This is a genomic window from Streptococcus sp. DTU_2020_1001019_1_SI_AUS_MUR_006, assembly GCF_032340315.1.
GTDB lineage: Bacteria > Bacillota > Bacilli > Lactobacillales > Streptococcaceae > Streptococcus.
Window position 1 is genome coordinate 355,620 of sequence record NZ_CP135436.1, and the last position, 24,519, is coordinate 380,138.

At 41.0% G+C, this 24,519-nt stretch carries 19 protein-coding genes; 7 read left to right on the forward strand and 12 right to left on the reverse strand.

The genetic code is table 11. The features are described from left to right. Nucleotides 1-3: 3 nt before the first annotated feature. On the reverse strand, nt 4-804 hold the full coding sequence (locus RRU92_RS01825; protein WP_410530772.1) for a glycosyltransferase: 801 nt from the start codon (nt 802-804) through the stop codon (nt 4-6). A 248-nt stretch (nt 805-1,052) separates the two neighbouring features. Between RRU92_RS01825 and RRU92_RS01830 the strand changes: the two genes are divergently transcribed. The 5 genes from RRU92_RS01830 to RRU92_RS01850 all read left to right on the forward strand — a co-directional run bounded on the left by RRU92_RS01830 (nt 1,053) and on the right by RRU92_RS01850 (nt 5,210). Then, a complete protein-coding gene (locus RRU92_RS01830; protein ID WP_315640173.1) occupies nt 1,053-2,219 on the forward strand; it encodes an MFS transporter in 1,167 nt (388 codons plus the stop codon). Between the two features lie 139 nt (nt 2,220-2,358). After that, entirely contained in the window at nt 2,359-2,685 is a 327-nt protein-coding gene (locus tag RRU92_RS01835; RefSeq protein WP_000273853.1) for a PadR family transcriptional regulator, read from the forward strand. Then, on the forward strand, nt 2,672-3,265 hold the full coding sequence (locus tag RRU92_RS01840) for a DUF1700 domain-containing protein (protein WP_315640176.1): 594 nt from the start codon (nt 2,672-2,674) through the stop codon (nt 3,263-3,265). Before RRU92_RS01835 ends, RRU92_RS01840 begins: the two co-directional genes overlap by 14 nt. Next, nucleotides 3,258-4,205 (forward strand): DUF4097 family beta strand repeat-containing protein, encoded by a 948-nt coding sequence (locus RRU92_RS01845; protein WP_315640179.1) that lies wholly within the window; start codon nt 3,258-3,260, stop codon nt 4,203-4,205. The genes RRU92_RS01840 and RRU92_RS01845 overlap by 8 nt, the downstream gene beginning before the upstream one ends. Before the next feature lie 30 nt (nt 4,206-4,235). Further along, nucleotides 4,236-5,210: a DUF6574 domain-containing protein gene (locus RRU92_RS01850; protein WP_315640180.1), complete on the forward strand. Its 975-nt coding sequence runs from the start codon at nt 4,236-4,238 to the stop codon at nt 5,208-5,210. A 157-nt stretch (nt 5,211-5,367) separates the two neighbouring features. Here RRU92_RS01850 and RRU92_RS01855 read toward each other — a convergent pair whose 3' ends face one another. The 11 genes from RRU92_RS01855 to RRU92_RS01905 form a co-directional block, all read right to left on the reverse strand. Continuing rightward, nucleotides 5,368-6,225, reverse strand: coding sequence for a DUF4299 family protein (locus RRU92_RS01855; protein WP_153224670.1), 858 nt, complete (start codon nt 6,223-6,225; stop codon nt 5,368-5,370). Between the two features lie 122 nt (nt 6,226-6,347). Further along, nucleotides 6,348-7,334: a rhodanese-related sulfurtransferase gene (locus RRU92_RS01860; protein ID WP_315640183.1), complete on the reverse strand. Its 987-nt coding sequence runs from the start codon at nt 7,332-7,334 to the stop codon at nt 6,348-6,350. Between the two features lie 132 nt (nt 7,335-7,466). Further along, a complete protein-coding gene (locus RRU92_RS01865) occupies nt 7,467-8,156 on the reverse strand; it encodes a CPBP family intramembrane glutamic endopeptidase (protein ID WP_315640184.1) in 690 nt (229 codons plus the stop codon). A 158-nt stretch (nt 8,157-8,314) separates the two neighbouring features. Beyond that, the gene (locus RRU92_RS01870) at nt 8,315-9,799 is read right to left on the reverse strand and encodes an ABC transporter substrate-binding protein (RefSeq protein ID WP_315640186.1); all 1,485 of its coding nucleotides are present in this window, start codon (nt 9,797-9,799) and stop codon (nt 8,315-8,317) included. Between the two features lie 109 nt (nt 9,800-9,908). Then, nucleotides 9,909-10,829: a carbohydrate ABC transporter permease gene (locus tag RRU92_RS01875; protein WP_311522884.1), complete on the reverse strand. Its 921-nt coding sequence runs from the start codon at nt 10,827-10,829 to the stop codon at nt 9,909-9,911. A gap of 13 nt (nt 10,830-10,842) precedes the next feature. After that, nucleotides 10,843-11,772 (reverse strand): sugar ABC transporter permease, encoded by a 930-nt coding sequence (locus RRU92_RS01880; protein ID WP_315640188.1) that lies wholly within the window; start codon nt 11,770-11,772, stop codon nt 10,843-10,845. A 214-nt stretch (nt 11,773-11,986) separates the two neighbouring features. Continuing rightward, nucleotides 11,987-13,102 (reverse strand): DUF4767 domain-containing protein, encoded by a 1,116-nt coding sequence (locus tag RRU92_RS01885; protein ID WP_153224666.1) that lies wholly within the window; start codon nt 13,100-13,102, stop codon nt 11,987-11,989. Nucleotides 13,103-13,321: 219 nt separating this feature from the next. After that, entirely contained in the window at nt 13,322-15,202 is a 1,881-nt protein-coding gene (locus RRU92_RS01890; RefSeq protein ID WP_315640189.1) for a beta-N-acetylhexosaminidase, read from the reverse strand. Beyond that, a complete protein-coding gene (locus tag RRU92_RS01895; protein ID WP_315640190.1) occupies nt 15,196-16,065 on the reverse strand; it encodes an ROK family protein in 870 nt (289 codons plus the stop codon). The genes RRU92_RS01890 and RRU92_RS01895 overlap by 7 nt, the downstream gene beginning before the upstream one ends. A gap of 83 nt (nt 16,066-16,148) precedes the next feature. Continuing rightward, nucleotides 16,149-18,794: an alpha-mannosidase gene (locus RRU92_RS01900; protein ID WP_315640192.1), complete on the reverse strand. Its 2,646-nt coding sequence runs from the start codon at nt 18,792-18,794 to the stop codon at nt 16,149-16,151. Between the two features lie 241 nt (nt 18,795-19,035). Beyond that, nucleotides 19,036-20,316 carry a glycoside hydrolase family 125 protein gene (locus RRU92_RS01905; RefSeq protein WP_315640193.1) on the reverse strand — a complete coding sequence of 427 codons (1,281 nt, stop codon included), beginning with the start codon at nt 20,314-20,316 and terminating at the stop codon, nt 19,036-19,038. A 171-nt stretch (nt 20,317-20,487) separates the two neighbouring features. Between RRU92_RS01905 and RRU92_RS01910 the strand changes: the two genes are divergently transcribed. Next, nucleotides 20,488-22,572, forward strand: coding sequence for a GH92 family glycosyl hydrolase (locus RRU92_RS01910; protein ID WP_315640194.1), 2,085 nt, complete (start codon nt 20,488-20,490; stop codon nt 22,570-22,572). Nucleotides 22,573-22,998: 426 nt separating this feature from the next. Next, a complete protein-coding gene (locus RRU92_RS01915) occupies nt 22,999-24,447 on the forward strand; it encodes an APC family permease (RefSeq protein ID WP_315640195.1) in 1,449 nt (482 codons plus the stop codon). Nucleotides 24,448-24,519 lie beyond the last annotated feature (72 nt).

Here is a 24,519-nt window from a genome sequence, read left to right on the forward strand (position 1 = left end):
TAGCTATTTACTTTTTCTCAATAGTTTTAAAAATATAAACTGTCGGACAAATCCTGGGCAGAGGGCAACAACAACTTGGATTAAGACACTTTTCAGATATTCACCGTAAGAAATCTGTCCACGCTCGTGCATTCTCTTTCGTGCCTGGCGATAGAGTTTGAGATAGCGAAGGCCACCACGGCGTTCAAACATCCCCGCTCCCACGCGCACCTTACAAAGAATCTGATCCACATTCCCAGTTCGAGCTCCAGCGCTAATCATATTGAGCCAAAGCAGGTCATCTTCCATATACAGACCATCTTCGTAGTTGCCTGCCTTTAGAACCATCTCTCTTTTGAACATAACAGTCATGTGATTAAAGGCACTTCTCATACGTTGGTAAGCAATGATATCCTCATGCTTAATTGGTACACGACGGTAAGACACAATCTCGTCAGGTTGGTCGATAAATTCTGCGATATGACCACCCAGCAAGTCCAAGTTTTCCTTTTCCATCAAGTCAAACTGTTGTTCAAAACGATCTTCAACAGCGATATCGTCAGTATCCATACGGGCAATAACATCATACTGACACTGCAAAACACCATACTGTAGTGCCAAGCCCAGGCCACGGTTTTGCTCCAGTGGACAACGTTTGATTGGAATACTTGACTGTGCTGCCAAGTTTTCCAACACTTGATATAGTTCAGGTGTCAGTGGACCGTCTTCAACGATAACCACTTCACTAGGTTTGAGCGTTTGATGTAAGATACTTTTTACAGCCTCTTCTAAAAAGACAGGATTTTCTTTGATGTAGACTGACATCAAGACGCTAAATTTCCTATTTTCAGACACAGTTTTTCTCCAATGTATATATTTTCTTTCACTATTTTATCACAATTTTTCAGACTTTCCTATTTTTATTTGAATCCCAGAAAAAAACTAGTAAATCTCTCCTTCTTTTTACCCATGATTTCACTGAGCTAAATAGCCGATTCCCTCACACCATCTTGACATCTATGGGAAAAAGCCTTAAAATAAGCTGTTATCAAAATCAGTTTATTGAGGTGCACATGAACAAACGATCACTCTTTTTTATTCTAGGAATTATCTTAATCGGAGCGGTCTTAAGAGCTCCTTTTACGGCCTTACCAACTGTTTTGGGAGATATTGCTCAAGGTTTAGGAGTTGAGGTCAGTTCACTTGGGGTTTTGACCAGCCTTCCTCTCTTGATGTTTGCTCTTTTCTCCTCTTTTGCGACGCGTTTGGCTCAAAAGATTGGACTTGAGCATCTTTTTACCTACAGCCTCCTCGTCTTAACCATCGGTTCAGTGATTCGTATCTTCAATCTTCCCCTTCTCTATCTGGGAACCTTACTCATCGGAGCAAGTGTCGCTATTTTTAACGTACTTCTTCCTAGTATGATTCAGGCAAACTACCCACAAAAGATTAGCTTCCTGACAACGGTTTATGTTACGACTATGGGAATCGCGACAGCACTAGCTTCCTACCTCTCTGTACCCATTACTCAGGCAACATCTTGGAAGGGGCTGATTCTCTGCCTGTCCATGGTCTGCCTGCTAACCTTATTGGCCTGGTTCCCCAACCATGGCCACAATCATTTTCTAGAAGGGCATGAAGAGAAAACAGAAAAAGAGAATATCCTAAAAAGCAAGCAAGTTTGGGCTATTATTGTCTTCGGTGGACTACAGTCCTTACTCTTCTATACCAGTATGACCTGGTTACCAACCATGGCCATCAGTGCAGGGCTAGCTCATACGGACGCTGGTCTTCTGGCTTCTATCTTTTCACTGATTAGTATCCCCTTCTCGATGACCATTCCAAGTTTAACAACTCATTTGTCCAATCGTCACCGTCAAATCATGCTGACAGTCATCTCTCTGGCTGGTATGTTAGGAATTGCCATGCTTTTATACCCAAGCAATAGTTTCCTTTACTGGTTAGTAGCCCATCTCTTGATTGGTACTGCTTGTAGCGCTCTTTTCCCTTACCTCATGGTTTGTTTCTCCATCAAAACCAGCTCTCCTGAAAAGACAGCCCAATTATCTGGGTTTGCCCAGACTGGTGGTTACATTCTAGCCGCCTTTGGTCCTACCTTGTTTGGCTATAGTTTTGACATGTTCCAATCTTGGGTCCCAGCTGTAATGGCTCTCCTCATCATTGATGTCATCATGACGGTCGCCCTCTTTATGGTGGATAAAACTGAGAAAATCCTCTAATCTTCTAGTTTTCACTAGAAGATTTTTTATATATAAAATTTTTACACATATTGCTTGACAGGGCTTACATTTAGATGTATGATGTATGTGTAGAATAATTATATATAAAATTTTTACATACTAAAAAAGGAGGTGCCCCATGTATTTTCCAACATCATCGGCTTTGATTGAGTTTCTCATCTTGGCCATCCTAGAACAAGGGGATTCCTATGGTTATGAGATTAGCCAAACCATTAAACTCATCGCCAAAATCAAGGAATCTACCCTCTACCCCATCTTAAAAAAACTGGATACCAACCGCTATTTGACTACATACTCTCGCGAATACCAAGGTCGGATGCGGAAGTACTACTCCTTGACAGAGATTGGGGAGGAGCAACTATTTGTACTCAGAGAAGAGTGGACACTCTACACTGACACGATCAATGGCATCATAGAAGGGAGCATTCGCCATGACAAGAACTGAATATTTGAATCAGCTTGAAGCCTATCTGATGAAGCTGCCTCAATCTGATCGCATCGAAGCCATGGATTACTTCAAAGAACTCTTTGATGATGCTGGTCCAGAAGGTGAGGAGGAGCTAATGACTAGTCTGGGAAGTCCAAAAGAGGCTGCCCATGACATCCTGACCACTCTTCTTGATAAAAAGATCAATGAAGAAAAGTCCCCTAAAAACGACCGCCATATTTTACGTATCGCTCTACTAGCCCTTCTTGCAGCTCCTATCGGAATTCCGGTCGGGATTGCTATTATCATGGCTATCATCGGGATTTTTATCGCTGCTGTCAGTATACTTATAGCCTTCTTTGCTGTATCAGTAGCTGGACTAATCCTAGGAGGCATTCTCCTATTTGAAAGCTTCTACGTTCTGGCTGAATCTACATCTGCCTTTGTGCTGATTTTTGGGGGTGGTTTACTGGCGATTGGAGCTTCATCCCTAGTCTTACTAGCCACTTCCTACGTAACCCGTTTCTTTGGATTACTAGTTCTTCGACTCATCCAATGGATTCTTAATAGAGGAAAGAGAGGTGAAAGACATGCGTAAATGGACAAAAGGATTTCTTATCTTTGGTGTTGTTACCAGTATCATCGGTTTTTCAATGATGATCATCGGTATCCAAACAGATGGTGTCAGAAGCCTCCTTGCAATGTCTCAAAATCCAGTATTTGAAAGTCGAATGGAAGAGCTCGTTTTTGACCAAGATATTGAAAATCTAAACATCTCACTAACAGAACATTCGCTCGTCATTACGGAGTCAAACGATGATAAGATTCACATCCAGTATCATCCAACCATCTCTGAAAAAGAAAATCTTCAACACTCTATCAAAGAGAAAAGTCTTGAAATAACTGATACCAAATCAACTACACGTCGCTCTATAGGTTCTAGTATCGAAGGTATCCTCTATATCGCAAGCGGAATTTCCAGCCGCAATGATGAAGTTGTTCTCTCATTACCAAGAGGAAAAGACTTAAAAAATCTAACTGCCCAGGTAAACCATCGTATCCTTTCAATTGCCAATGCAAAACTCAGCAATGCCAAGATTCTGTCAAATGGCTATCTTCTTCGTATCACTGATAGCGAGATTAAAAATAGCCAACTGATCACAACTGGAATTGTCAATGTATTTGAAACCAGTCTAACAGATAGCCTCATCCAAGCAGACCATGAACATATCTCTGCTGAGGATATTCAAGTACATGGTAAGGTAGAGCTAAAGTCAAAAAAAGATATGGTCATCAAACTAGCTAAAAAAGAACTTGAGAGAATTAATGTAGAACTTTCTTCTGACCATGGTTCCATCTATCATCGTAGTCGGGAAGGATATAATCCAAACGAGGAAAACAAGGAAGATGAAGAGTTCTCTAATCCTTACAAATCAGAGAAAAAAGATACACAAGATTTACTTGTCGCAAAAGCTAGTCAAGACATCAATCTACCAAAAGAGGGTGTTCGCTCGCCTTCTTATAGACATCATGAATAAAAAGTTACTAATCAAAAGGGAGGTCTCATCATGACTCAAGAATGGTTCGAAAGTGCTGATTTCGAGAAAACAGCCAACAATGATAAAAAAGATAGCCCATCCGACTCAGTTCTCCTTGAAGAAGATTCAGATACAAAGGAAGAATCACCAGTAGTCGAGGAAAATTCCCAAGCTATTCCAGAAGATAAAGATGCTGATTTAGAAAAAGTAGAGGCTGAAGAGCAAGAAGAAACTGAAGAAGAACTGGCAACAAAAACAGATAAGTCAGAAGAACCTGTTAAAGAAGTTTCTCAGATCAGCAAACCTTTAACCAGCAAATCTTTGGAAAGCCCATTTTTACCAGATCCTACACCTACAAAAACTGCAATCTTCAAAGAAGAATTGGCTGATTTTTGGACTTGGCTACTAGGTGCTCTTAAAGAGCCGACAGCTCGTTTTGATACAGATAAAAAACATAGTTATAATGCCTTTGCACTCCTAACTATCTTTTCTACTACGAGTTTCCTCTTTACTGTTTACCATGCCAAACATAGCTACTACGGCCGTATGGTAAGTATCGATGCTCACTTCGTGGAACAATTCCCATCTCTCAATCTCTTTTCTATCTTCTCTATCTTAGTAGCGACAAGCCTCTTCTTCTTTTCAATCCTCATGGGTGGATTCGTAGTCAAACGTTTTGTCGATCAGGACAGCGATTGGACACTGGAAAGAGCCTTTCAAGAGTATGGCAGGCTCTTCGCCCTTCCTATCCTACTGACAGGCGTCTCTAGCTTCTTTGCCTTCTTTAACGGCCTACGCTTTGCGGCTCTTCTCTGTCTCATTAGTATTGGTATGGTTCTACTTGGCAACCTCTACATCATCTCAAGACCGAGTAAGGATAGTAAAACTGATCCTTTCTACCGTCTTCTCTTCGCAGTCCTCGTCAACGGAAGCGTCCTATTTCTCTTTTTCCTAGCAGAAATGGCACTGGTTTTTGATTATCTCCGAATTCTAGCTTTTATGTAAGATAAAGGTAGCGAGATAGAAAGATATTAGCTTTAGAGGATCATTACTATAAAATTTTAGAAACAAAAAAGCGAACTAGACAGAATTCTGATAATCAGAAAACTAATCTTGTTCGCTTTTTAACTTTATAGAAACTTTTGTTTCACAGATTCCTTATTTATCTATTTGCTAAGACTTCAAAATCCTCTCCTGAAACTGGTCCTACCTCTATTTGGTTAGCGTCCAAATCCTGACAAAGTTCCTTTGGAAGAGCTTCTAAGAAGGCTTGATAATCCAGTCTAGCTACTGCTTCATAGTCTTCTGGTTTTGAGCCATCTCCAGAGATTTTCACCAAGTCAATCTCCCAAACAAGCTCCTTGCCAACCAATTGCTCCACGTAAGGAGCTGGAATCACCGGCTCTTTTGGTAAAATGGTTTTTACTCCCTGAGCCAGGTGGTAGATACCATGAACCTTACCTTCACCATCTGGATAGAATTTAGCGCTGGAAGGATAGGCATCTGACCCTTGAACTCTCTTAACTAGCTCTTCAAAACGTGTCAAGCCATCTTCTTCTAAGAAACTTTCCAAATCTTTCTTATCAAAGTAGACAGGTGATAGAATACCCTGGCAGAAACCTAAACGAGCAGCTTTATCAGCTAGATAATTCTTAACAGTTTCTTGGAAATAGTTTTCCAAATCAAAGTCTGCCAAGCCTTCAACTGCTTCACCAACCTTGCTAGACAAAGCTCGTAAGAGTCCTTCTACAATCTCCCAGTCAGCTCTTGTAATCAAGTCAGGAATGATTACTTGATAGCCTTCTTGAGTATCTAGATATCGAACTTTAAAGAGAAATTGAGACTTGCCTACGATTCCACACTCGATATATTCAAGGCGATTGAGAGGTTGACGGAGGTAAACAGCATCATAACTATGGGACTCTAAGCCTTCTATCAAACCTAAAATTGATTTAGCTGTAAGAATCTCCTGTTGTCCTAAAATACTTTGTTTATTTGGAATAAAAAATATTTTAACCATAATGGTCTCCTTTGAAATCGTTTACATATAGTATACACCATTTTCCTGAAAGATGCAGAAACAAATTTAAGATTTTTTAGTCAAAAGCATAGAAAAAACAGCCCATCAGGACTGTTTGCTTTTTATACTGCTGTTGCTTGATCTAAGCTCTCGCCAATCGCCGCAAGACGCTCGATAACTTGATCTTGTGTCAATTCATGTTCTAAAACATAGCGATTACGTGGGTGAACACGACACTCGTGTGAGCAACCACGAAGATATTTGTCTTCGTTGTCTTCTGATGCCAAGATACGGCGGTTACAGAAAGGATTTCCACAGTTGACATAACGTTCACATGGTGTTCCATCAAACCAGTCTTTCCCTACGATAGTTGGATTGACATGGTTGACATCGACTGCAATACGCTCGTCAAAGACGTACATTTTCCCATCCCAAAGCTCTCCTTGAACCTCTGGATCTTTCCCATAAGTGGCAATTCCGCCGTGTAATTGACCGACATCTTTGTAGCCTTCACGGACCATCCAACCTGAGAATTTCTCACAACGGACTCCACCAGTACAGTAAACTACGACACGTTTGTCCATGAATTTTTCCTTGTTATCACGGACCCATTGTGGCAACTCACGGAAGTTGCGGATGTCTGGACGAATAGCCCCACGGAAGTGTCCAAGGTCGTACTCATAGTCATTACGAGTATCAAGGACAACTGTATCTTCGTCTAGAAGAGCTTCTTTAAATTCTTTTGGAGACAAGTAAGCACCTGTTGTTTCAAGAGGGTTGATATCATTATCAAAGTTATCATCCTCTAAACCAAGGTGGACGATTTCCTTTTTATAGCGAACAAACATCTTCTTGAAGGCTTGCTCACTTTCCTCGTCAATCTTGAACCAGAGATCTTCCATACCTGGAAGGCTGTGGACATAGTCCATGTATTTTTGCGTAGTCTCATAGTCACCAGAAACAGTTCCATTGATCCCTTCGTCTGCGACTAGGATACGGCCCTTGAGACCAATCGACTTACAGAAAGCCAAGTGGTCTGCAGCAAATTGTTCCGCGTTTTCGATTGGAACATATTTATAGTAAAGTAAAACTCGAATATCTTTTGACATAAGATTGATTCTCTTTTCTAAGATTAAATTATCAGAATTTTTCATTCAACTACACCAGTATACTCCCTCAAGAAAGCGAATGCAATTTATTTGACCGAAAAATGAAAAACAAGACCCAGTTTCAGATCTTGTTTAGCCGAATATTCGCTGAAGAAAGGTTACCAAAAACGGTAAGGTTGCGACAATATTATTGATAACATGAACGATATAACCAGGATAGATACTCTTTGTATAGCGAGTTAAACCCGCATAAAAGATTCCAAATGACGAAAAAACAAGAATATCTAGGAAATTGGGAAAGCTTGAAAAGTGAGGAAGAGCAAACAAAACCGAAGGAAGAATCAGGTCAAGCCCAAATTTCGAATCTTTAAAAAAGCCATGTTGGAACAAGCCCCTATATATCAACTCTTCCATCAGAGGACCTAGGAAAAATAAGGTCAAGTAGAGACCCAACTCAGCAAAATTTGTCCCGCTATAGCCGATTAGTACAGCCCACCCTTCAGAAGTTGATTGTACATGTCTCGCAATTTTAAAATTAAAAGATATGGAAAGTACAGTTACGAGAATCGTCAAAACTGTATACCATAGCCATTTTTTCTTTGGAATAACAAAAAGGTAGCCATGTCCTGTCTTGACTAAAATCCATATCATGAGGCCAATAAAGACAAGACTGATAAGATTTTTAATCCAGAAAAAATTGCCAATCTGAGAAGAAAATTGCCAGTAATTTTGAACCACCAGTGTTAGCTGAGAGAGTCCATATACGAAAAATAAGTAAGATAAGATTGCACTGATTTTAAAGAGTAGATGGTATTTTTTCATATGTCTGTGTCCAACGTTATATGTAAGAGTAAATATCTGATTCTAAATACAGATAATTATATGCAAATACTAAAAAAAGAATCACCACCTTATCTAGAAGACTCTAGACAAGGCAGTGATTGCAATTTTTAGGAATGAATACACGAAATCAATTATTCTTATGATTTTTTGCTTTTCAAGAATTCGTCGTATTGTTTTTGCATTTCATCCAATACTTTTTGGTAAGCACCTTCAGATTTAAGTTTTTCCATCAATTCTGGAATAGCTTTTTCTGGGTCTACAGTACCAGTGTTGATAGCTGTATCGAATTGTTGCATAGTGTTAGTGATAGCTGAAATTTCAGATTTCACGCTGTCAGTGTTAAAGATGAATCCAAGAGCTGGAGATTCTTTTGCAGTTTCCAAGTCTTTCTTAGATTGTGCGATTTGCTCATCTGTAACGTTTTCATTGATGTAAAGAATCCAGTTGTTACCAGTGTTCCATCCTGACATGTGAGTGTTTCCTTTGTATCCATCAAGGACTTTAACACGGTTTTCTTTACCTGCAACTTTTTCCCAGTTCTTGCCTTCTGGTCCATAAACAAGTCCGTTCAAGAGTTCTGGGTTAGTGTTCAAGAGGTTCAACACTTCCATTGCTTTTTCTTTGTTCTTAGAGTTGTTTGAAATTACAAAGTTTGCAACTTGAGTTGTTTGGTTTTTCTTGATGAAGTTAGTAAATGGTTTGATTTGGATGTCTCTGTTAGCAACACGAGAAAGCAAGCTGCTACCGTAGTCAGCTGGTCCTACTGTCTCTTCGCGAACAAACCAAGTATCTTGAGTAAGGTCATATGAAGTATCGCTAGTTGCTACGTCTTTTGGAATGTATCCTGCTTCATAGAATTTGTGAAGAGTCTTCAAGTGTTCTACGAAACGAGGAACTTCGTAACGGTTAACGATCTTAGTAGTATCGCCTTCAAGGTCGATGACGAATGGAAGTCCGTTTGCAACTGGGTAGTCAAAGTTTTCTGATGGGATAAAGTTTTTACCAACAGCGAATGGCATTACATCTGGAGCTTTTTCTTTGATTTGTTTCAATACTGGTTCAAGTGTTTCGTATGAAGTTACACCTGAGATATCAATTCCATATTTTTCAAGAAGTGGGCCGTTGAAAGCAAAGTTTTGTGAAGATGCAACATTGGCTGCAACTGGAACAGAATAAATCTTACCGTTTACAGTGTTACCTTTGATGTAAGCTGGGTCAAGCGCTTTATAAAGATCAGCCCCTTCTTTCTTGTACAATTCTGTCAAGTCAGCATAAGCACCTTTTTGAGCGTTTACTACGTAGTTATCTGCAAATGCGATATCATAGTTTTCACCTGATGAAGTGATAACTGACATTTTCTTACCGTAGTCACCCCAACCAAGATATTGGATATCCAATTTAGCACCAACTTTTTCTCCGATGATTTTGTTTGCATTTTCTAGCAATTCATCCAAGTTATCTGGTTTGTCACCGATTTGGTACATTTTGATAACAGTTTTGTCACCTGATGCTGAGTCAGCAGCTTTTTGGTTGTTTCCTTTAAGGTTTCCACAAGCTGCAAGGCTAGCAGCTAAAGCGACAAGGCTAGCAGATGCAAAAGCATATTTTTTCCAGTTTTTCATTATAAAAACTCCTTTTTTTATTTTTAAAGTTATTAACAAATTGAGATTGTTGATTTTCCTTTGCCAGAAAAATCAGCGTTAGAGAAGAAACATTGTTTCTTAGACTTCCTTATTCTTTAACACCACCGATAGTCAAACCTTTTACAAAGTAGCGTTGGAAGAATGGGTAGAGGATCGCAATCGGAACAGTCGCAACAACGACCATGGCCATACGACCTGTTTCTTTTGGTAGGGCAACCGCAAGTTGTCCTGACATACCAACTGACTTGGCAATGTAATCCATGTTGTTTTGGATTTGCATGAGCAAATATTGCAATGGATACAAGTTATCACTCTTGATGTAAAGAAGGGCGTTAAACCAGTCATTCCAGAACCCAAGCGCTGTCAATAGGGTAATAGTTGCGATACCTGGTAGTGAGAGCGGTAAACAGATTTGGAAGAAGATACGAGCTTCACTAGCTCCATCGATACGAGCTGATTCGAGGATTGCTTCTGGGATGGTCTTCTTGAAGAAGGAACGCATCAACATGATATTGAATGGTGATAGAAGCATCGGAACAATCAAGGCCCAAATGGTATCACCAAGGTGAAGCAACTGAGTTACCACGATATAACCTGGTACCAAACCAGCATTGAACAACATACTAAGCAAAGCGAAGATTGTAAAGAATTTACGATACTTAAATGTTGAACGTGAGATGGCATAGGCGTAAGTTGTAGTGATAAAGACGTTTGTCAATGTACCTACAACTGTCACAAACACTGAGATAAAGAGCGCTTGTAAAATCTTATCTTTAAACTGAGTCAAAAACTCAAAACCATCTAATCCAAATTGTGATGGGAAGAAGCTATATCCATATTGAACAATACTCTTCTCATCTGTAACTGAGATAATGATGACAAAGATAAAAGGCAAGATACAAGAGAAGGCTAGCAAACCAGATATGATACTAAAGAAGATATCTGCTTTCTTGCTGAAGGAGTGTATGCCAACATTATCAATTTTTTCTTTTTGAATTTTTTTTGCCATATGCTCCTCCTTTCTAGAATAGGGCTGAGTTAGGATCTACACGTCTTGCAAGTAAGTTTGATAGGATAACCAGAATCAAACCGACAACTGACTGATAGAGACCCGCTGCTGAAGCCATACCGATATCTGCTGTCTGAGTCAAACCGTTAAAGACGTAGACGTCCAATACGTTTGTTACACTATAGAGCTGACCAGCGTTGTGAGGGATTTGATAGAAAAGACCGAAGTCTGCACGGAAGATGTTTCCGACTGCAAGGATGGTCAATACTGTCACAAGTGGTGTCAACTGAGGAATCGTTACGTTGCGGATACGTTGCCATTTGCTAGCACCGTCCACTGTCGCTGCTTCGTAGTAAGTTGGATCAATCCCCATGATTGTTGCGTAATACATAACACTACTATATCCAAACCCTTTCCAGATACCTAGGAAGAGGAGAAGATAAGGCCAGATACTGATGTCAGCGTAGAAGTTAATTCCCTTTATGCCAAGAGTTTCCAAGGTGTGGTTAATAAGCCCTTTATCGATATTTAGGAAAGCATCTGTAAAGAAACTGATGATAACCCAAGATAAGAAGTAAGGGAATAACATAGATGTTTGGTAGATTTTAACCATTTGCTTAGAGCGAAGTTCACTAAGGATAATGGCGATACCAACTGACACAACCAAACCGATAAAAATAAATCCAAGGTTGTAAAGCACAGTGTTTCGAGTGATGACAAAGGCATCTTTCGAACTAAACAAGAATTTAAAGTTATCTAGTCCAACCCATTTACTATTTATAATACTGTGGACGAATCCTTCACCAGTCATATGGTAGTCTTTGAAGGCAACCACATTTCCAAATACTGGGATGTAGAAGAATAGAGTCAACCAAAGTGTCCCTGGTAAAACCATTAAGAGAAAAATCCAATTATCTCTCAAAGTTTTTGAAAACTTGTTCATAATTTCCTCCCTTTTTATTTTTCTAAAACTTAATAATCTCACAATTTTTAGATTTGATAACGTTTACAAAAATAGTATACTCTTATTTTAAGGATAGTTTAAACTACTAATTATAGAAAAAACTCCACAAATTATTTTATGTGGAGAACTTTTTTATATAAGAAGGATGTTTCACGAGAAACGTCTTGCTTGCAAGAGGAGTTGCCCATCTCTACTAATTGAAAACTCCTTCCAATATCGGTTGGTGAAAACTAGCAAAATGAACCTGGGCATTTATAATGGTACCTGCTTCGTTTTTCTCAATCTCCGGTTGCCCCTCAGTATGTAAAATAGTAGGGCGACCATCTTTGTATCCAAATAGAATCACCTCTGTCCCTGCTTCATTCAGATAGCAGGCTAAGATTTCAAACCGTTTTTCACCAACACCAGCAATATAGTCGAGCCATTTAAAAGTATAATTCTCTCCATCCACTTGCCCAAATTGCATAATCTGATCTGGGACTGCAAGCCCATAATAACGACCATATGTTGCTAGGTTAGTCGACTTAAATTTTTCACCTTTACTATCTGAATAGGATTCCATGGCTATTTTTATCTTGTCTGTTAGAGCACTATAGTCTGTATCTGGCTCATCATCTGTAGATACGCCCGTTTTTAAGAGAAATTCCTTAAAACCTTGCGCTAAATCTGTGTTTTCAGTCTCTTCAAAATTCGCAGCACTGATAGTTTCTAGTGTCTTATCAGCATACAAAACCTGCGCTTGCCCATCCTTGAGTGTAAATAGGTAGAAATGTCTGGCTTGATCGTCATAGTAGGCATCCAAAACCAAGTAATCATAGGCGTTGTCACTGGATACCCCGAAAATATTCCATCTGACTTTTTTCTGAGAAACAGTTGTTATTTTTAATTTTTCAATGAGTTCATTTTTTTCATCAAAGTTTCTATGATCTAGTCTATGATAGGACTGCCCCATAGAAGAAGCCCAGCTTACAAACTCTTCCTGCCACTTTTCGGTATTGTACTGGACCAGCTTCTGAAAATCTGAGTAATTCTTCATAATCAAGGCTTGGTCAGTAGGATGAGATAACTGGAGTTCTTCCATGGCTACAAGAGTAGCAGCCATAGGTGATTGAACAGTTGCGTCCTTGACTTCTTTTTCGTGCGAAAGAGCCTTCTGATAGGAATCTGCTAGGTAGTGAAAATAGTTGGTTACTTCTTTTGCTTGTTGTTCCCTCGCTGTTGATGGACTAGTTGCGCTATCTTCTGTCGTCTTTTGACAAGCAGATAAAACTAGCATACTCGCACCTAGGACTAGTAGTAGCTTTTTCATGGCCAGACCTCCAAACTATCCTTATACTCAATGAAAATCAAAGAGCAAACTAGGAAGCGAGCCGCAGGCTGTACTTGAGTACGGCAAGGCGAAGCTGACGTGGTTTGAATTTGATTTTAGAAGAGTATTATACCTTCATTATACTCCTTCCCAACCTCCAAATCAAAAAACATCTCCATTTATTTAAAAGGAGATGTTTAGCTATCTGTTATAAATTTCCTATGTTGTATAAATAGTCGAAGCTGTCGCAATAGTATGCCACTGGTTGGCTGTTGTTGCTGCGAAGTCCTTGTCTCCGTAGAAATCATTGAATGGCAAGATGTCTACTTCTAGTTCTTCGATGCGGTCAATTTGACCAGCAAGATAAGCCTCAATACGACTCTCTGCTCGCTTGATCCGCTGCAAGAGTCCACCCATACGGATGTCCACTGTATCCAAGCCAAAGACCTTGTTCTCTTTTAGCCATTGTTGGCTAAAGAGCTTGTGGAAGTTTTCAATCTCGCTTCGGAGTTTTGGTAATTCTTCTCTAGCAATTTGTTGCAAGCTCTCTTTATCGCCTGCTTGATAGGCTTGACGGATACGTCGTCCCACATCAACCTTACTACTTAAAATGGCATTCAACTGTGCCTGAGTTTCGAAAAGATAAGCGTAGGCACCAGCTTTTTCTTTGATTTCAGCAAGCGTCTCAGCGGCCTGTACGAAGTGCGGCTTGTCCTGTTCAGGTGTCATGTGCTTATCAAGAATCGGGCAGAGAACATCCTGATAAAAAACATAGCGGTTGGGGTTGATCCCGCTGAGATTACCTGGTAGGTCTGGTAAGAGGTTGGCAAGATCAAGTTGCATAAAGTCCTCAACGGATAGACCTGTATTAGTCTTGAAGTGATCTGACAAACGCTCTAAATCATTGCGATAGCTGAGTTCTGCCCAGATTTGTAAGCTCGGTAGGATCGAGAACTGGGCTGTTTCACCACCATTATCTCCCCAACCAGTCACAATGACTTCTTTGATCTGATTGGCACGGCAGGCTTTGTTTGCTTCAAGAGCAATGAGACGGCTGAAATGGTTATGAGGTGTAAAGCCAATCCACTTCCAAGCACCACCTGCAAAGGCGATATCCTGGCTAATCTTGTGGTGGTTACTGAAGTTACGATTGTATTTTTCTTCGCTATCCTGATAATAATCCCAGTAAACCAAGTTCACACGGTCTTTGAGACGTTCTAGATAAACTCGTGTTTCCTCTGGAATTTCCACATCTCGGTCGTACTGGCCGTCTGCTGACATGAGTTTGAAGAACATATCGCTCCACATCTGGCAGTGGAAACCATACTTGTCTGCAATATCCAGCACGCGCTCCAAGTGTTGGCACATGAGGAGACTACGATCAACCACACCGTTCAGGATAAGATAACGCCCCAAACCAACCAAGTGAGCTTCGTCCATTCCGATGTTGACCTTGCGAGTTTGCAGTTTAGATAGAGTTGCAAACATACCGTCAATCAGGTCATAGACTTTTTCCTCACCGATGAGGAGAATGTCTTCTACATCACGAAGTTGCTGGACTTCTTTGACTCCCCATTTGACAAAGGCTGATAAGTGAGCCAAGGTCTGGATACATGGGACAAAAGTCATATCAAACTGCTGGGCGTATGCTTCAATTTCCTGTAACTCTTCAGCTGAATAAGCCCCGCGGAAATAACCAAAATAAGGTTGCCCTTCAATCTGATAGGTGTCTTCCATGTAGAGCTCAAAGGTTGAATAACCCATGAGAGCCAAGACCTCAATCATCTGCTTGGCAGATGCAACATTTAGAACTGCATTTCGCGAACAGTCAGCCATGTAGGCTAAATCTTCGTAAGCAGCCTGTTCTTCAATCTCGACCTTGTCTCCTTCTGCTAAAGCTGTTGCTAGCACAGACAAGGCACGGTAGAGTTGATGAGGTTTTCGATAGGTCAATTGATACTGCCCCTTCTCACCCTTGATAGAGATGGAGGCTTGGTCAGACTGAGCGACTGCCACTTCTACATCCGGTAGGGAGATGTGATTTTTTAATACTTCAACAGCTTGCGCTTGTTTGGGACTAAGTCCTGTAAATCTTACCATTGGTTTTCCTCCTGTAACCAGTTGACAAGGGCACCGTAGAGATTGGCATCTGCGTGATAGGTGCAAGCTTGAATGACTGGAGCAATTGTATATTCTTCATATCTTTCCACAAAGGTATCTACTGCTTCTTGCACACCCTTAATAAAATCAGGGTTCTGACTGATAGAGCCACCTAGGCTAATGACATCTGGGTCGATCAGGTACTGAATATTGAGTAGTCCTTGAGCTAGATTACGATTCATACGCTCAATGGCTTCTTGGCAAAGGACATTGCCTGCTGCAGCCTCTTGGTAAACCTTACGGCCATCCCAGTCTGACTGACCAGACTTTTCGATCACATAGCGAACCATATTTCCTGTAGAAGCTAGTTGTGACCAGTTATTGAGTTTTTCTGCTGGTTCGATGGTGGTCATGTAGCCAAACTCACCACCCAAGCCATGGCGACCACGGTGAAGCTTGCCATTGATAATCATGGCCCCGCCAATCCCTGTGCCAATGACAACACAGGCGGCATTTTCAATTTCAGGATGAGCTAGCAGTTCACTAAGTCCAACACAGTTGGCATCATTTTCTAGATGGACAGGTAGATGGTGATGAGCAAGGGCCTGGTACCATGAAAATCCATGAATGTAAGGAATGGCACTAATTCCCTCAACCACTCCTGTTTCTTGATTGACCGCTCCTGGAACACTCATAGCAATCCCACGATAGTCCTGTTCTGACAAGCGTTGGTCCAACCAAGCCAATAAATCTTCTAGAGTTTCTGGAGTTGGAGTGCTGGTCTTATCTAAAATCTTTCCATCAGAAGTTAGACTAGCAAACTTAATGCCAGTCCCTCCGATATCAATCGTTGCAATGGTCATTGCTTTCACCTGCAAAAGGAGCGAATCAGCAGTTGGTTCTTACTTTTTCGCTCCTCCTTTCTGTTTATGTTTACTTTTTGAAACTAAATTTCTTCTTTTTGAATCAATTCTGTACGAATTTCTTGTGGTGCCAATAGTCCTGAATGGACTGGGTATGGGCGTTCCAACAAGTCAAGAATGGTTTGTTGTTTTTCAGACACACGGATATTTTCTTGACTCATGTTGTAGTAACGAAGGACATAACCTTCTTCATTCTCAGCTACCTTAAAGGATGTCGGGCAGACTTGTGGCAAGTTCAGTGCCGGATGGTTAAAGAGGCTACCCGTTGCTGCAACGCTCCCCTCTTGTTTTGCAACTTGAAGAGCTGTAAATGGCACCTGGAAGGCTTTGGCACGACGGAAAGCGGAGAAGCGTTCCCCTGCTTGGTGACATTCTACTGCAAACTCAACTTCGATAGCTCGCAAGCACTGAGCTTCTGGTGTTGGGAAATAGCCCCAGTCACCGAGTTCGCCTGAAGCACGAAGAAGGGTTACAGCCATGGTGTCATCTCCAAGAATTTCATATTCGTGCAATCCTTTATTGGATACGGTCACTCCTTTAACATCATCATACAAGCTGACAAAAGCTTGTTGGTGTTGTGGATTTTCAGGATTTTCCCAAGAAGCTGCTGGTTTATTTGGTCTTGTCACAACTTCATAGATGCTTTCAGAAGCATTGCTTGGACGAGTGTTATGAGTTTTCACCAAGAGACGAATGCGGTGGTCTTTGGCTGTATTAGTAAAGCGAGTCTTGAAGCGAATCTGTGGATTGTCCACAAAGACAGTCATTTCTGTTTCAAGAGGAATGGTTGTCAACTCTTCTGAACGACCTGCATCTCGTTTCATGAACTCGATGATACCTCTTTGTTCTGCATCCAATTTTTCATCTGCGCTAACTGGAACAGTCAAGTCATGTTTGAGCAAGATTTTGGCATAGCGAGCATTGTTTTCTAAGACTTCATAACCTTTCAGTTGAGCATAAATTGGCTCAGTTCCTTTCGGCTGGAAGTAAATGTACTCGTTACCAATATCTCCACGGTCCTCGAATTGGATGAAATCTTCGTAGGCTTCATTCGTAGTCTTGTCGTAAACTGTAATTCCTTCATCTACACTCACTGTTACGAATGGGGTATCAATGACTCCATTTTGATAAATACCATCTCGGTATTCTACTTGGCCTTCAACTAATTGGAAGCTTGCCCAAGAAAGCGGAGCAAGGTGGACCGGGATTGTCACGCGCACTTGACGAGCAATATAGGGTTGGCGGAACTTGTCTTTTGGTAAAGTATAACCAAAACTTGCTCCCAAGTCTTCAATCTTAGCTTCAATGACATGACCATCCAAATCTTCAACATGGTAGGTTGGTAAGGTCACGGCTGCCATCTTCTTGTAACCTTCAGTCGGATGCAATTCTTTGAAATCACAAGTAGCCACATCCACTACAACACTAACTGTATCAACCTTGTCATGTAAAGCTGTGTTGACAACGGTAAAGAGGTAGTCGCTTTGCGCATTTTGAGTAGCTAATTTACCCTTCCATTCGTTAAGAAGATTGGTCTTAACAAAATTCCCGACTTGATTAACCTTGGCAAAACGAACTTCCATTTCACGGTGAACTTCGTCAATACTACATCCACAGATGCTATCGTGTGGCGCATTTTGCAAGAGCACTTTCCATGCATAGGTCAATTGATCCTTATGGTTATGACCGCCAGTGATGATGGTCAACGGTTCCACAACCTGCTCTAACAAGTTGCTATTTTCTTGAAAGGCTTGTTTGAGGTAAATACGGGATGAAGAGGTGTTAGCAAGAGTATACCAACCATCCGTTTCCTGACTAGTCAACTCACCTGTAACCGTTGATAGGTGTTCAGGAAGTGCACTTTCCACTGCTTGCACATATTCGTCAAAAGAACTGTGAATAAAGGTCACGTCAGGGAAGAGTTCGTTTGCCACACGAATCGCTTCGCTAATATTTCTCTGTACAGGCTGGTGGTCACAGCCGTTCATCATCAACCATTGGTTGGTCGATGCATAGTCACGGACATCTGCTAATTTTTGCTTCCAGAAAGTCAAAGCCTCGTCTTTATCCACTGGAATTTCATTCCCGTTACTGTACCAGTTAGCAAAAAGAATGCCGAGTACACGGCTACCATCAGCTCCCTGCCAGTACATCTCAGAAAATTGAGAGGTAAACTGTTCATCTTCAAGGACTTGATTGTCAAATCCGATTGGCTTCACACCACGTCCAAAGGCTGCGACGTGAATACCTGATTTTTGAAGGATTTGAGGAGCCTGCCCCATATTTCCAAAGGTGTCTGGGAAGTAACCAATTTGAGTAGATTTGCCCCATTTAGCACATTCCGCTTGTCCAATCAAGGTATTGCGGACGTTAGCTTCACTGGAAATCAAGTAATCATCCTGCAAGATATAAAAAGGACCAATCTTCAATTTGCCTTCGTCGATATAACGCTGCACCTTGTCACGGTTTTCAGGACGAATTTCTAAATAGTCATCGAGGACGATGGTTTGTCCATCCAAGTGGAAGCTCTTGAATTCAGGGTCATTTTCAAAAAGATCAAACAGATTGTCAAAAAGTTCCACCAATTGCATACGGTGACTTTCAAAAGGTAGATACCACTCACGATCCCAGTGGCTGTGAGAGATGATATGTACAACAACATTTTCCATGAGTAAAACCTCATTCTAACTTAAATTTTTAATGTTTTAAATATAAACTTGTAATTCTAACAAGAATCAGTGAAGCTAAAGCGTGCTCCTTATACTCAATGAAAATCAAAGAGCAAACTAGGAAGCTAGCTGCAGGTTGCTCAAAGCACTGCTTTGAGGTTGTAGATAGAACTGACGAAGTCAGTAACATATATACGGCAAGGCGAAGCTGACGTGGTTTAAATTTGATTTTCGAAGAGTATTAGCGAATATCCAAGTAATCCAAGACTAATTCGCAGAACATCATGTTGGCCCATGAGAACCATTCGCGTGAGTAGAGTGTCGGATCGTCTACGTGGAAGCTTTCGTGCATCACACCTGTTCCACCATCACAGGCAACCAACTGATCTAGCAAGAATTTCTTCTCTGCCTTATCCGTTGTTGTCAATCCTTGGATAGAAAGGGCAATCGGCCAGATATAGCGGTAGAAGGTATGAGAACTTCCAAGTCCACTTGCGTACTCTCCTTGGTAGAAGTATGGATTTTCAGGGCTCAGGATAGTGCGACGAGTTGCTTGATAGACTTCATCGTTAACATCACAGTAACCCAGATACGGAGCGGCTAATAAGCTTGGTACGTTTGGATCATCCATGATACTAGCATTTCCTAAACCATCTACCTCAAAGGCATAGATTTTCTCGCCCTTGCTGTTTGTTGTGTAGGCATAATTTTCGATTCCTTCTTGAATCTCAGCTTGGAGTCGTTTGGCATCAGCAATAATACTTTCGCTATCTACTAGATTTAATTCTGCAAAGATTTCCTGGACATAACCCAAGACAACCACTGCAAACATATTTGACGGAATCAAGTAACTGTATTGACAGCAGTCATCACTTGGACGAAAGGCTGACCAGGTCATCCCTGTCACAGCAAAGTCTGGCCCAAAGCCGTCATTTACCAAGGTATCTTCCTTGCGATCAGTATCACGAACAAAGCGATAAGGAGAGTTCCTGTGATCTTGCTCCACCGTCCAAAGATGAAGGATTTCCTTAGTCGCTGTAACAAAAGTCTCATCAAACTGGCTAGTCTCACCAGTTTCCTTCCAAAGGAGATAAGCCAATTGCAAGGGATAGCAAAGCGAATCCACTTCATATTTGCGCTCCCAAATCCAGCCATTGAGGTCTGTATGATCTGTCTCGTGGTGACCCTTCCAGTTCTCTTCAATGTTGAAGGAGTTGGCATAGGGATCTTTGAGAATCAAAGTCATCTGACGTTTGACCAACCCAGCAATGGTTTGACGTAAACGAGGATCTCTTTTAGCCACATGGAGGTAAGGTCTCAGCTGAGCAGTTGAGTCACGAAGCCACATGGCTGGAATATCTCCTGTCAGTACAAAAGTTGAGCCGTCTTCTAAGATCTCAACTGTATTGTCTAAAGTGTCTGTGTAGCAACGTTCAAAGACATCTACCCATTCAGGATGATCTTTAGCACGCTCTGCCACCTCATCTAGCCACTCTCTGACAATTTCTTTTGAATATACCATAAACTATTTTGCCTCTTTCAAACAAATTTTCATTTTCAGTATATAGCTTTTAGTCCAGAAAATATATACACAAATGTTAGTCATTATTCTACAAAATTGTTATATTTTGAAGTCGCTTTCTAAAAGTCTCCTTTTTCTGATATAATGTAGAAAACTACTGAAGGAACTGCTATGAAACCCATACTTGAAACCATTGATACGCGTTTTGGAACAGCCAGTAAACATGCATTTTCACGAGGTAATACACTACCATACACTGGAGTGCCTTTTGGGATGAATTACTTCGTTCCACAAACTAGTGACCAGGAAGGTTCTTGGTTTTTTGATCCCCATCTTCCCATATTTCAGGGTGTTCGACTAACCCACCAGCCTAGTCCTTGGATTGGCGATTATTCTTGGTTACTACTGACTCCTGTTACAGGAGAAATCAGTGGTGACACTCTCTTCCATCGTCAGTCTTCCTATAACCTTGGTCGTGCTATTTTCAATCCCCATTATCTCAAAATTTTTTCTGAGCGTTATCAGATTGAAACTCAGTTAACTCCTACTTGCTACGGTGCTTCTGCCCAACTAAGACAGACACAAGGAAAAGCCCTATCCATCTATCTGCATGCGAATGATGATTTGACAGTGGAGCAAGTGGATGAGCGTACTGTCAGCCTTGGCCAAAGCGGATTAACCGAAACAAATAAGAGCCCTCTCGCCATGTTCACCGCCCTCGCATTCTCTAAGGACATTCTATCTGTCAATCAAGTGGGGCAAGACTGGCGTATTGACTTGGCTGGAGCGGAAGTTCAAGTTCAACTGGCAACTTCTTTTATTTCCAAAGAACAGGCCCTCTTTAATCTTCCTAAACAGGATTTTGAAGAAACAAAACAAGACGCCAAGACAAGTTGGGAAAACCTTCTAGGCCGCTTTGATGTCGTGGAAACCGGCTCAGTAGACCGAACATTTTTTGACCACTGTCTTTATAGACTCTTTCTCTTCCCGCAAACATTTTATGAGGTAAATGAGCAGGGTGAAAACATCCATATGGACCTTGCTTCGAGAACTATCAAGCCTGGTCTACTCTTCACCAACAATGGTTTTTGGGATACTTTCCGCACTTCATTCCCACTCTTTGCCTTGATTATTCCGGAATACTATCGCCAGTTTCTCGAAGGCTTCCTCAATAGCTACCGTGACACCGGATACCTCCCTAAGTGGCTGGCTCCTGACGAACGAGGCATGATGCCTGGTACTTTGATCGATGGTCTTATTGCAGATAGCGCCTGCAAAAACATGGCTCCTGAACTTGAGGAGGAATTTCTCAAAGCCATGCTTGAAACTGCGACCAAGGCAGATCCAAAAGCTATCAACGGACGACACGGCCTGGCACAATACCAAAAGCTAGGATATCTATCCACAGACCACCACGAAAGTGTCAGTCACACACTAGACTATGCTTACAGTGATTTTTGTATCTCTACTTGCGCAGCAAAATTAGATCAAGCAGATCTAGCTCAGACCTATACTCAATATTCTAAGAACTATCAAAACCTATTTGACCCTGAGACAGGTTATATGAGGGCGCGTGATGTAGATGGTAACTTCCGTCCTGACTTTTCTCCTTACAGTTGGGGCCGTGATTATGCTGAGTGTTCAGCCATTCAAGCAAGCCTAGGCGTCTTACATGACATTTCTGGACTTAGTCAACTAATGGGTGGAAAAGAAGCCTTTAGCAACTATCTCTTAAAAGCTTGTCAAAGTATCCCACTCTTTGAAACGACGGGTTATGGATATGAAATTCACGAGATGAGTGAAATGGCAACAGCGCCATTTGGTCAACTAGCCATTTCAAACCAGCCAAGTTTCCACATCCCTTATCTCTTCCGCTACAGTAATTATCCCCAATATACCAGTCTCTTAATCAAGACTCTCCGTCAAAAAGCCTTTCGAGCTGGCTGGGATGCTTATCCAGGAGATGAGGATAACGGTAGTTTATCGGCTTGGTATGTCTGGTCCACTCTTGGGCTTTACCCAACCTGCCCAGGAAAAGCAAGCTATGATCTTGGGATTCCGCTCTTTGATCACCTTCGTGTCTATCTTGCAGAAAAAAAACAGTGGTTGGATATTCGTACTCAACAAAATCATGAACACTTCCACTTTGTACAAGACTGTCATCTTGACGGAAAAGAAGTTCAGAGTATTGGTCACCAGGATTTGCTAAACGCCCAATCTCTCGACTTTACCCTCAGCTGGTTACCAAATCACTAATAGTTCAAATCCCTTTGTCATGTACAAGGGGATTTTCTAATTTATACCAAATCCTCCACAAAGTTATCCACAGATTGTGTATAACTTTCAATCAACTTTCAAATCAATTTCATATACTTTCAAACGATTTCTCTCAACTATTTTTTTGACATCCTAAACTAAAACACCCTCAATATCCTGTTCTATCAATCTTTATAACCGACTAGCTTAGTACCCAACTCACACATTCTATCTCTTTTTTCTAAACTAACATTTGGAAAACAATTTTTTATTTCACAAAGTTATCCACAGATTGTGTATAACTTTTACTCAAGTACAAACTCCATCTGATAAATTCCCCCCTACATTTTTTATAGTAAATTTCAAATTTTGTTAGGCGCTTTCAAAAAATCATGATATACTGAAATTATAAGAAAAGGAGACATTATGAAAAAAGATCAACACCAACTTAATTGGCTGATGGTTTCTCTGATTGCCTTCAACATGGTTTGGGGGCTAGGAAACGTCGTCAACAACTATTCTCAACAGGGAATTTCAGTCGTCGTATCTTGGATTTTAATCCTCACACTCTACTTTATCCCCTATTCCCTCATCGTTGGACAACTAGGTTCTACCTTTAAGGAAAGCGGAAGCGGTGTTAGTGACTGGGTTGAAAAAACATCAACCAAACGTTTAGCCTACTTTGCTGCTTGGACCTACTGGGTTGTACATATCCCGTATCTCGCACAAAAACCTCAAGGAATCCTTATTCCGCTTGGTTGGGCCTTGCAAGGTAACGGACAATTCCTTAAACAAATCGACATCCACTGGATCGTTATTCTCTGCTTGCTAATCTTTGGACTTTTCCTCTACCTTTCTACAAAGGGATTGGCAACTCTAAAAGTCATTGGTAGCTTGGCAGGAAGTGCTATGTTGATTATGTCTTTACTCTTTGTGCTTTTGGCTGTCGGTCTGCCTTTCATTAAACCAGACATCCAATTTGCGACACCGCACATGGATCAACTGAGCACCTACATTCCAAATTTTGATTTTTCTTATTTTACAACGATTTCACTACTGGTCTTTGCCGTTGGTGGTTGTGAAAAAATTTCCCCCTATGTTAATCAAACCCGCAACCCTGCGAAAGAATTTCCAAAAGGTATGATTGTCATGGCCATCATGGTGGGTCTATCTGCTATCCTCGGATCAGTTGCCATGGGAATGCTATTTGATGGCAATAACATCCCTGAAGACCTCATGCGTAATGGCGCTTATCAAGCCTTCCAAATGTTAGGAAATTCTTGGGGAGTTGGAAACCTCTTTGTCGTGATCTACGCTCTTACAAACATGGTCGGACAAATCGCAGCACTTGCCTTCTCTATTGATGCACCATTACAAATCCTTCTCAATAATGCTGATGAGAACTATATCCCAAGCTGGCTTCGTAAACGTACTGAGAAAGGTGTCCTCATTAACGGCTACCTTCTTACAGGTGTCCTCGTTAGCCTTATCATCATCCTTCCAATTTTTGGTATTCAGGAAATTGACGGACTTGTAAAATGGATGACCAACCTCAATTCTATCGTGATGCCGATGCGTTATCTCTGGGTATTCCTTGCCTATATGATGCTCAACCGTGCTTGGAAAACATACAAAAATGCCGAATACAAGTTTGTGAACAATCCTAAACTTGGCTTTGTTATTGGTACTTGGTGCTTCCTCTTTACTGCCTTCGCTTGTATCCTTGGTATGGTTCCAAAAATTAACTATGCTGAGAATCCAACTGCTTGGCAATTCTCTCTTCTTACAAACATCTTAACCCCAATTATCCTGATTGGATTAGGTGTGATTCTACCAGTACTTGCCAAAAAAGAACAAAAGAAACAAATCAAATAATGCTACTATTAGTTAGATAAAATCGATTTTATCTTTGCTTACAAAAATTTTCTCACCAAAAATCCCCTTTGA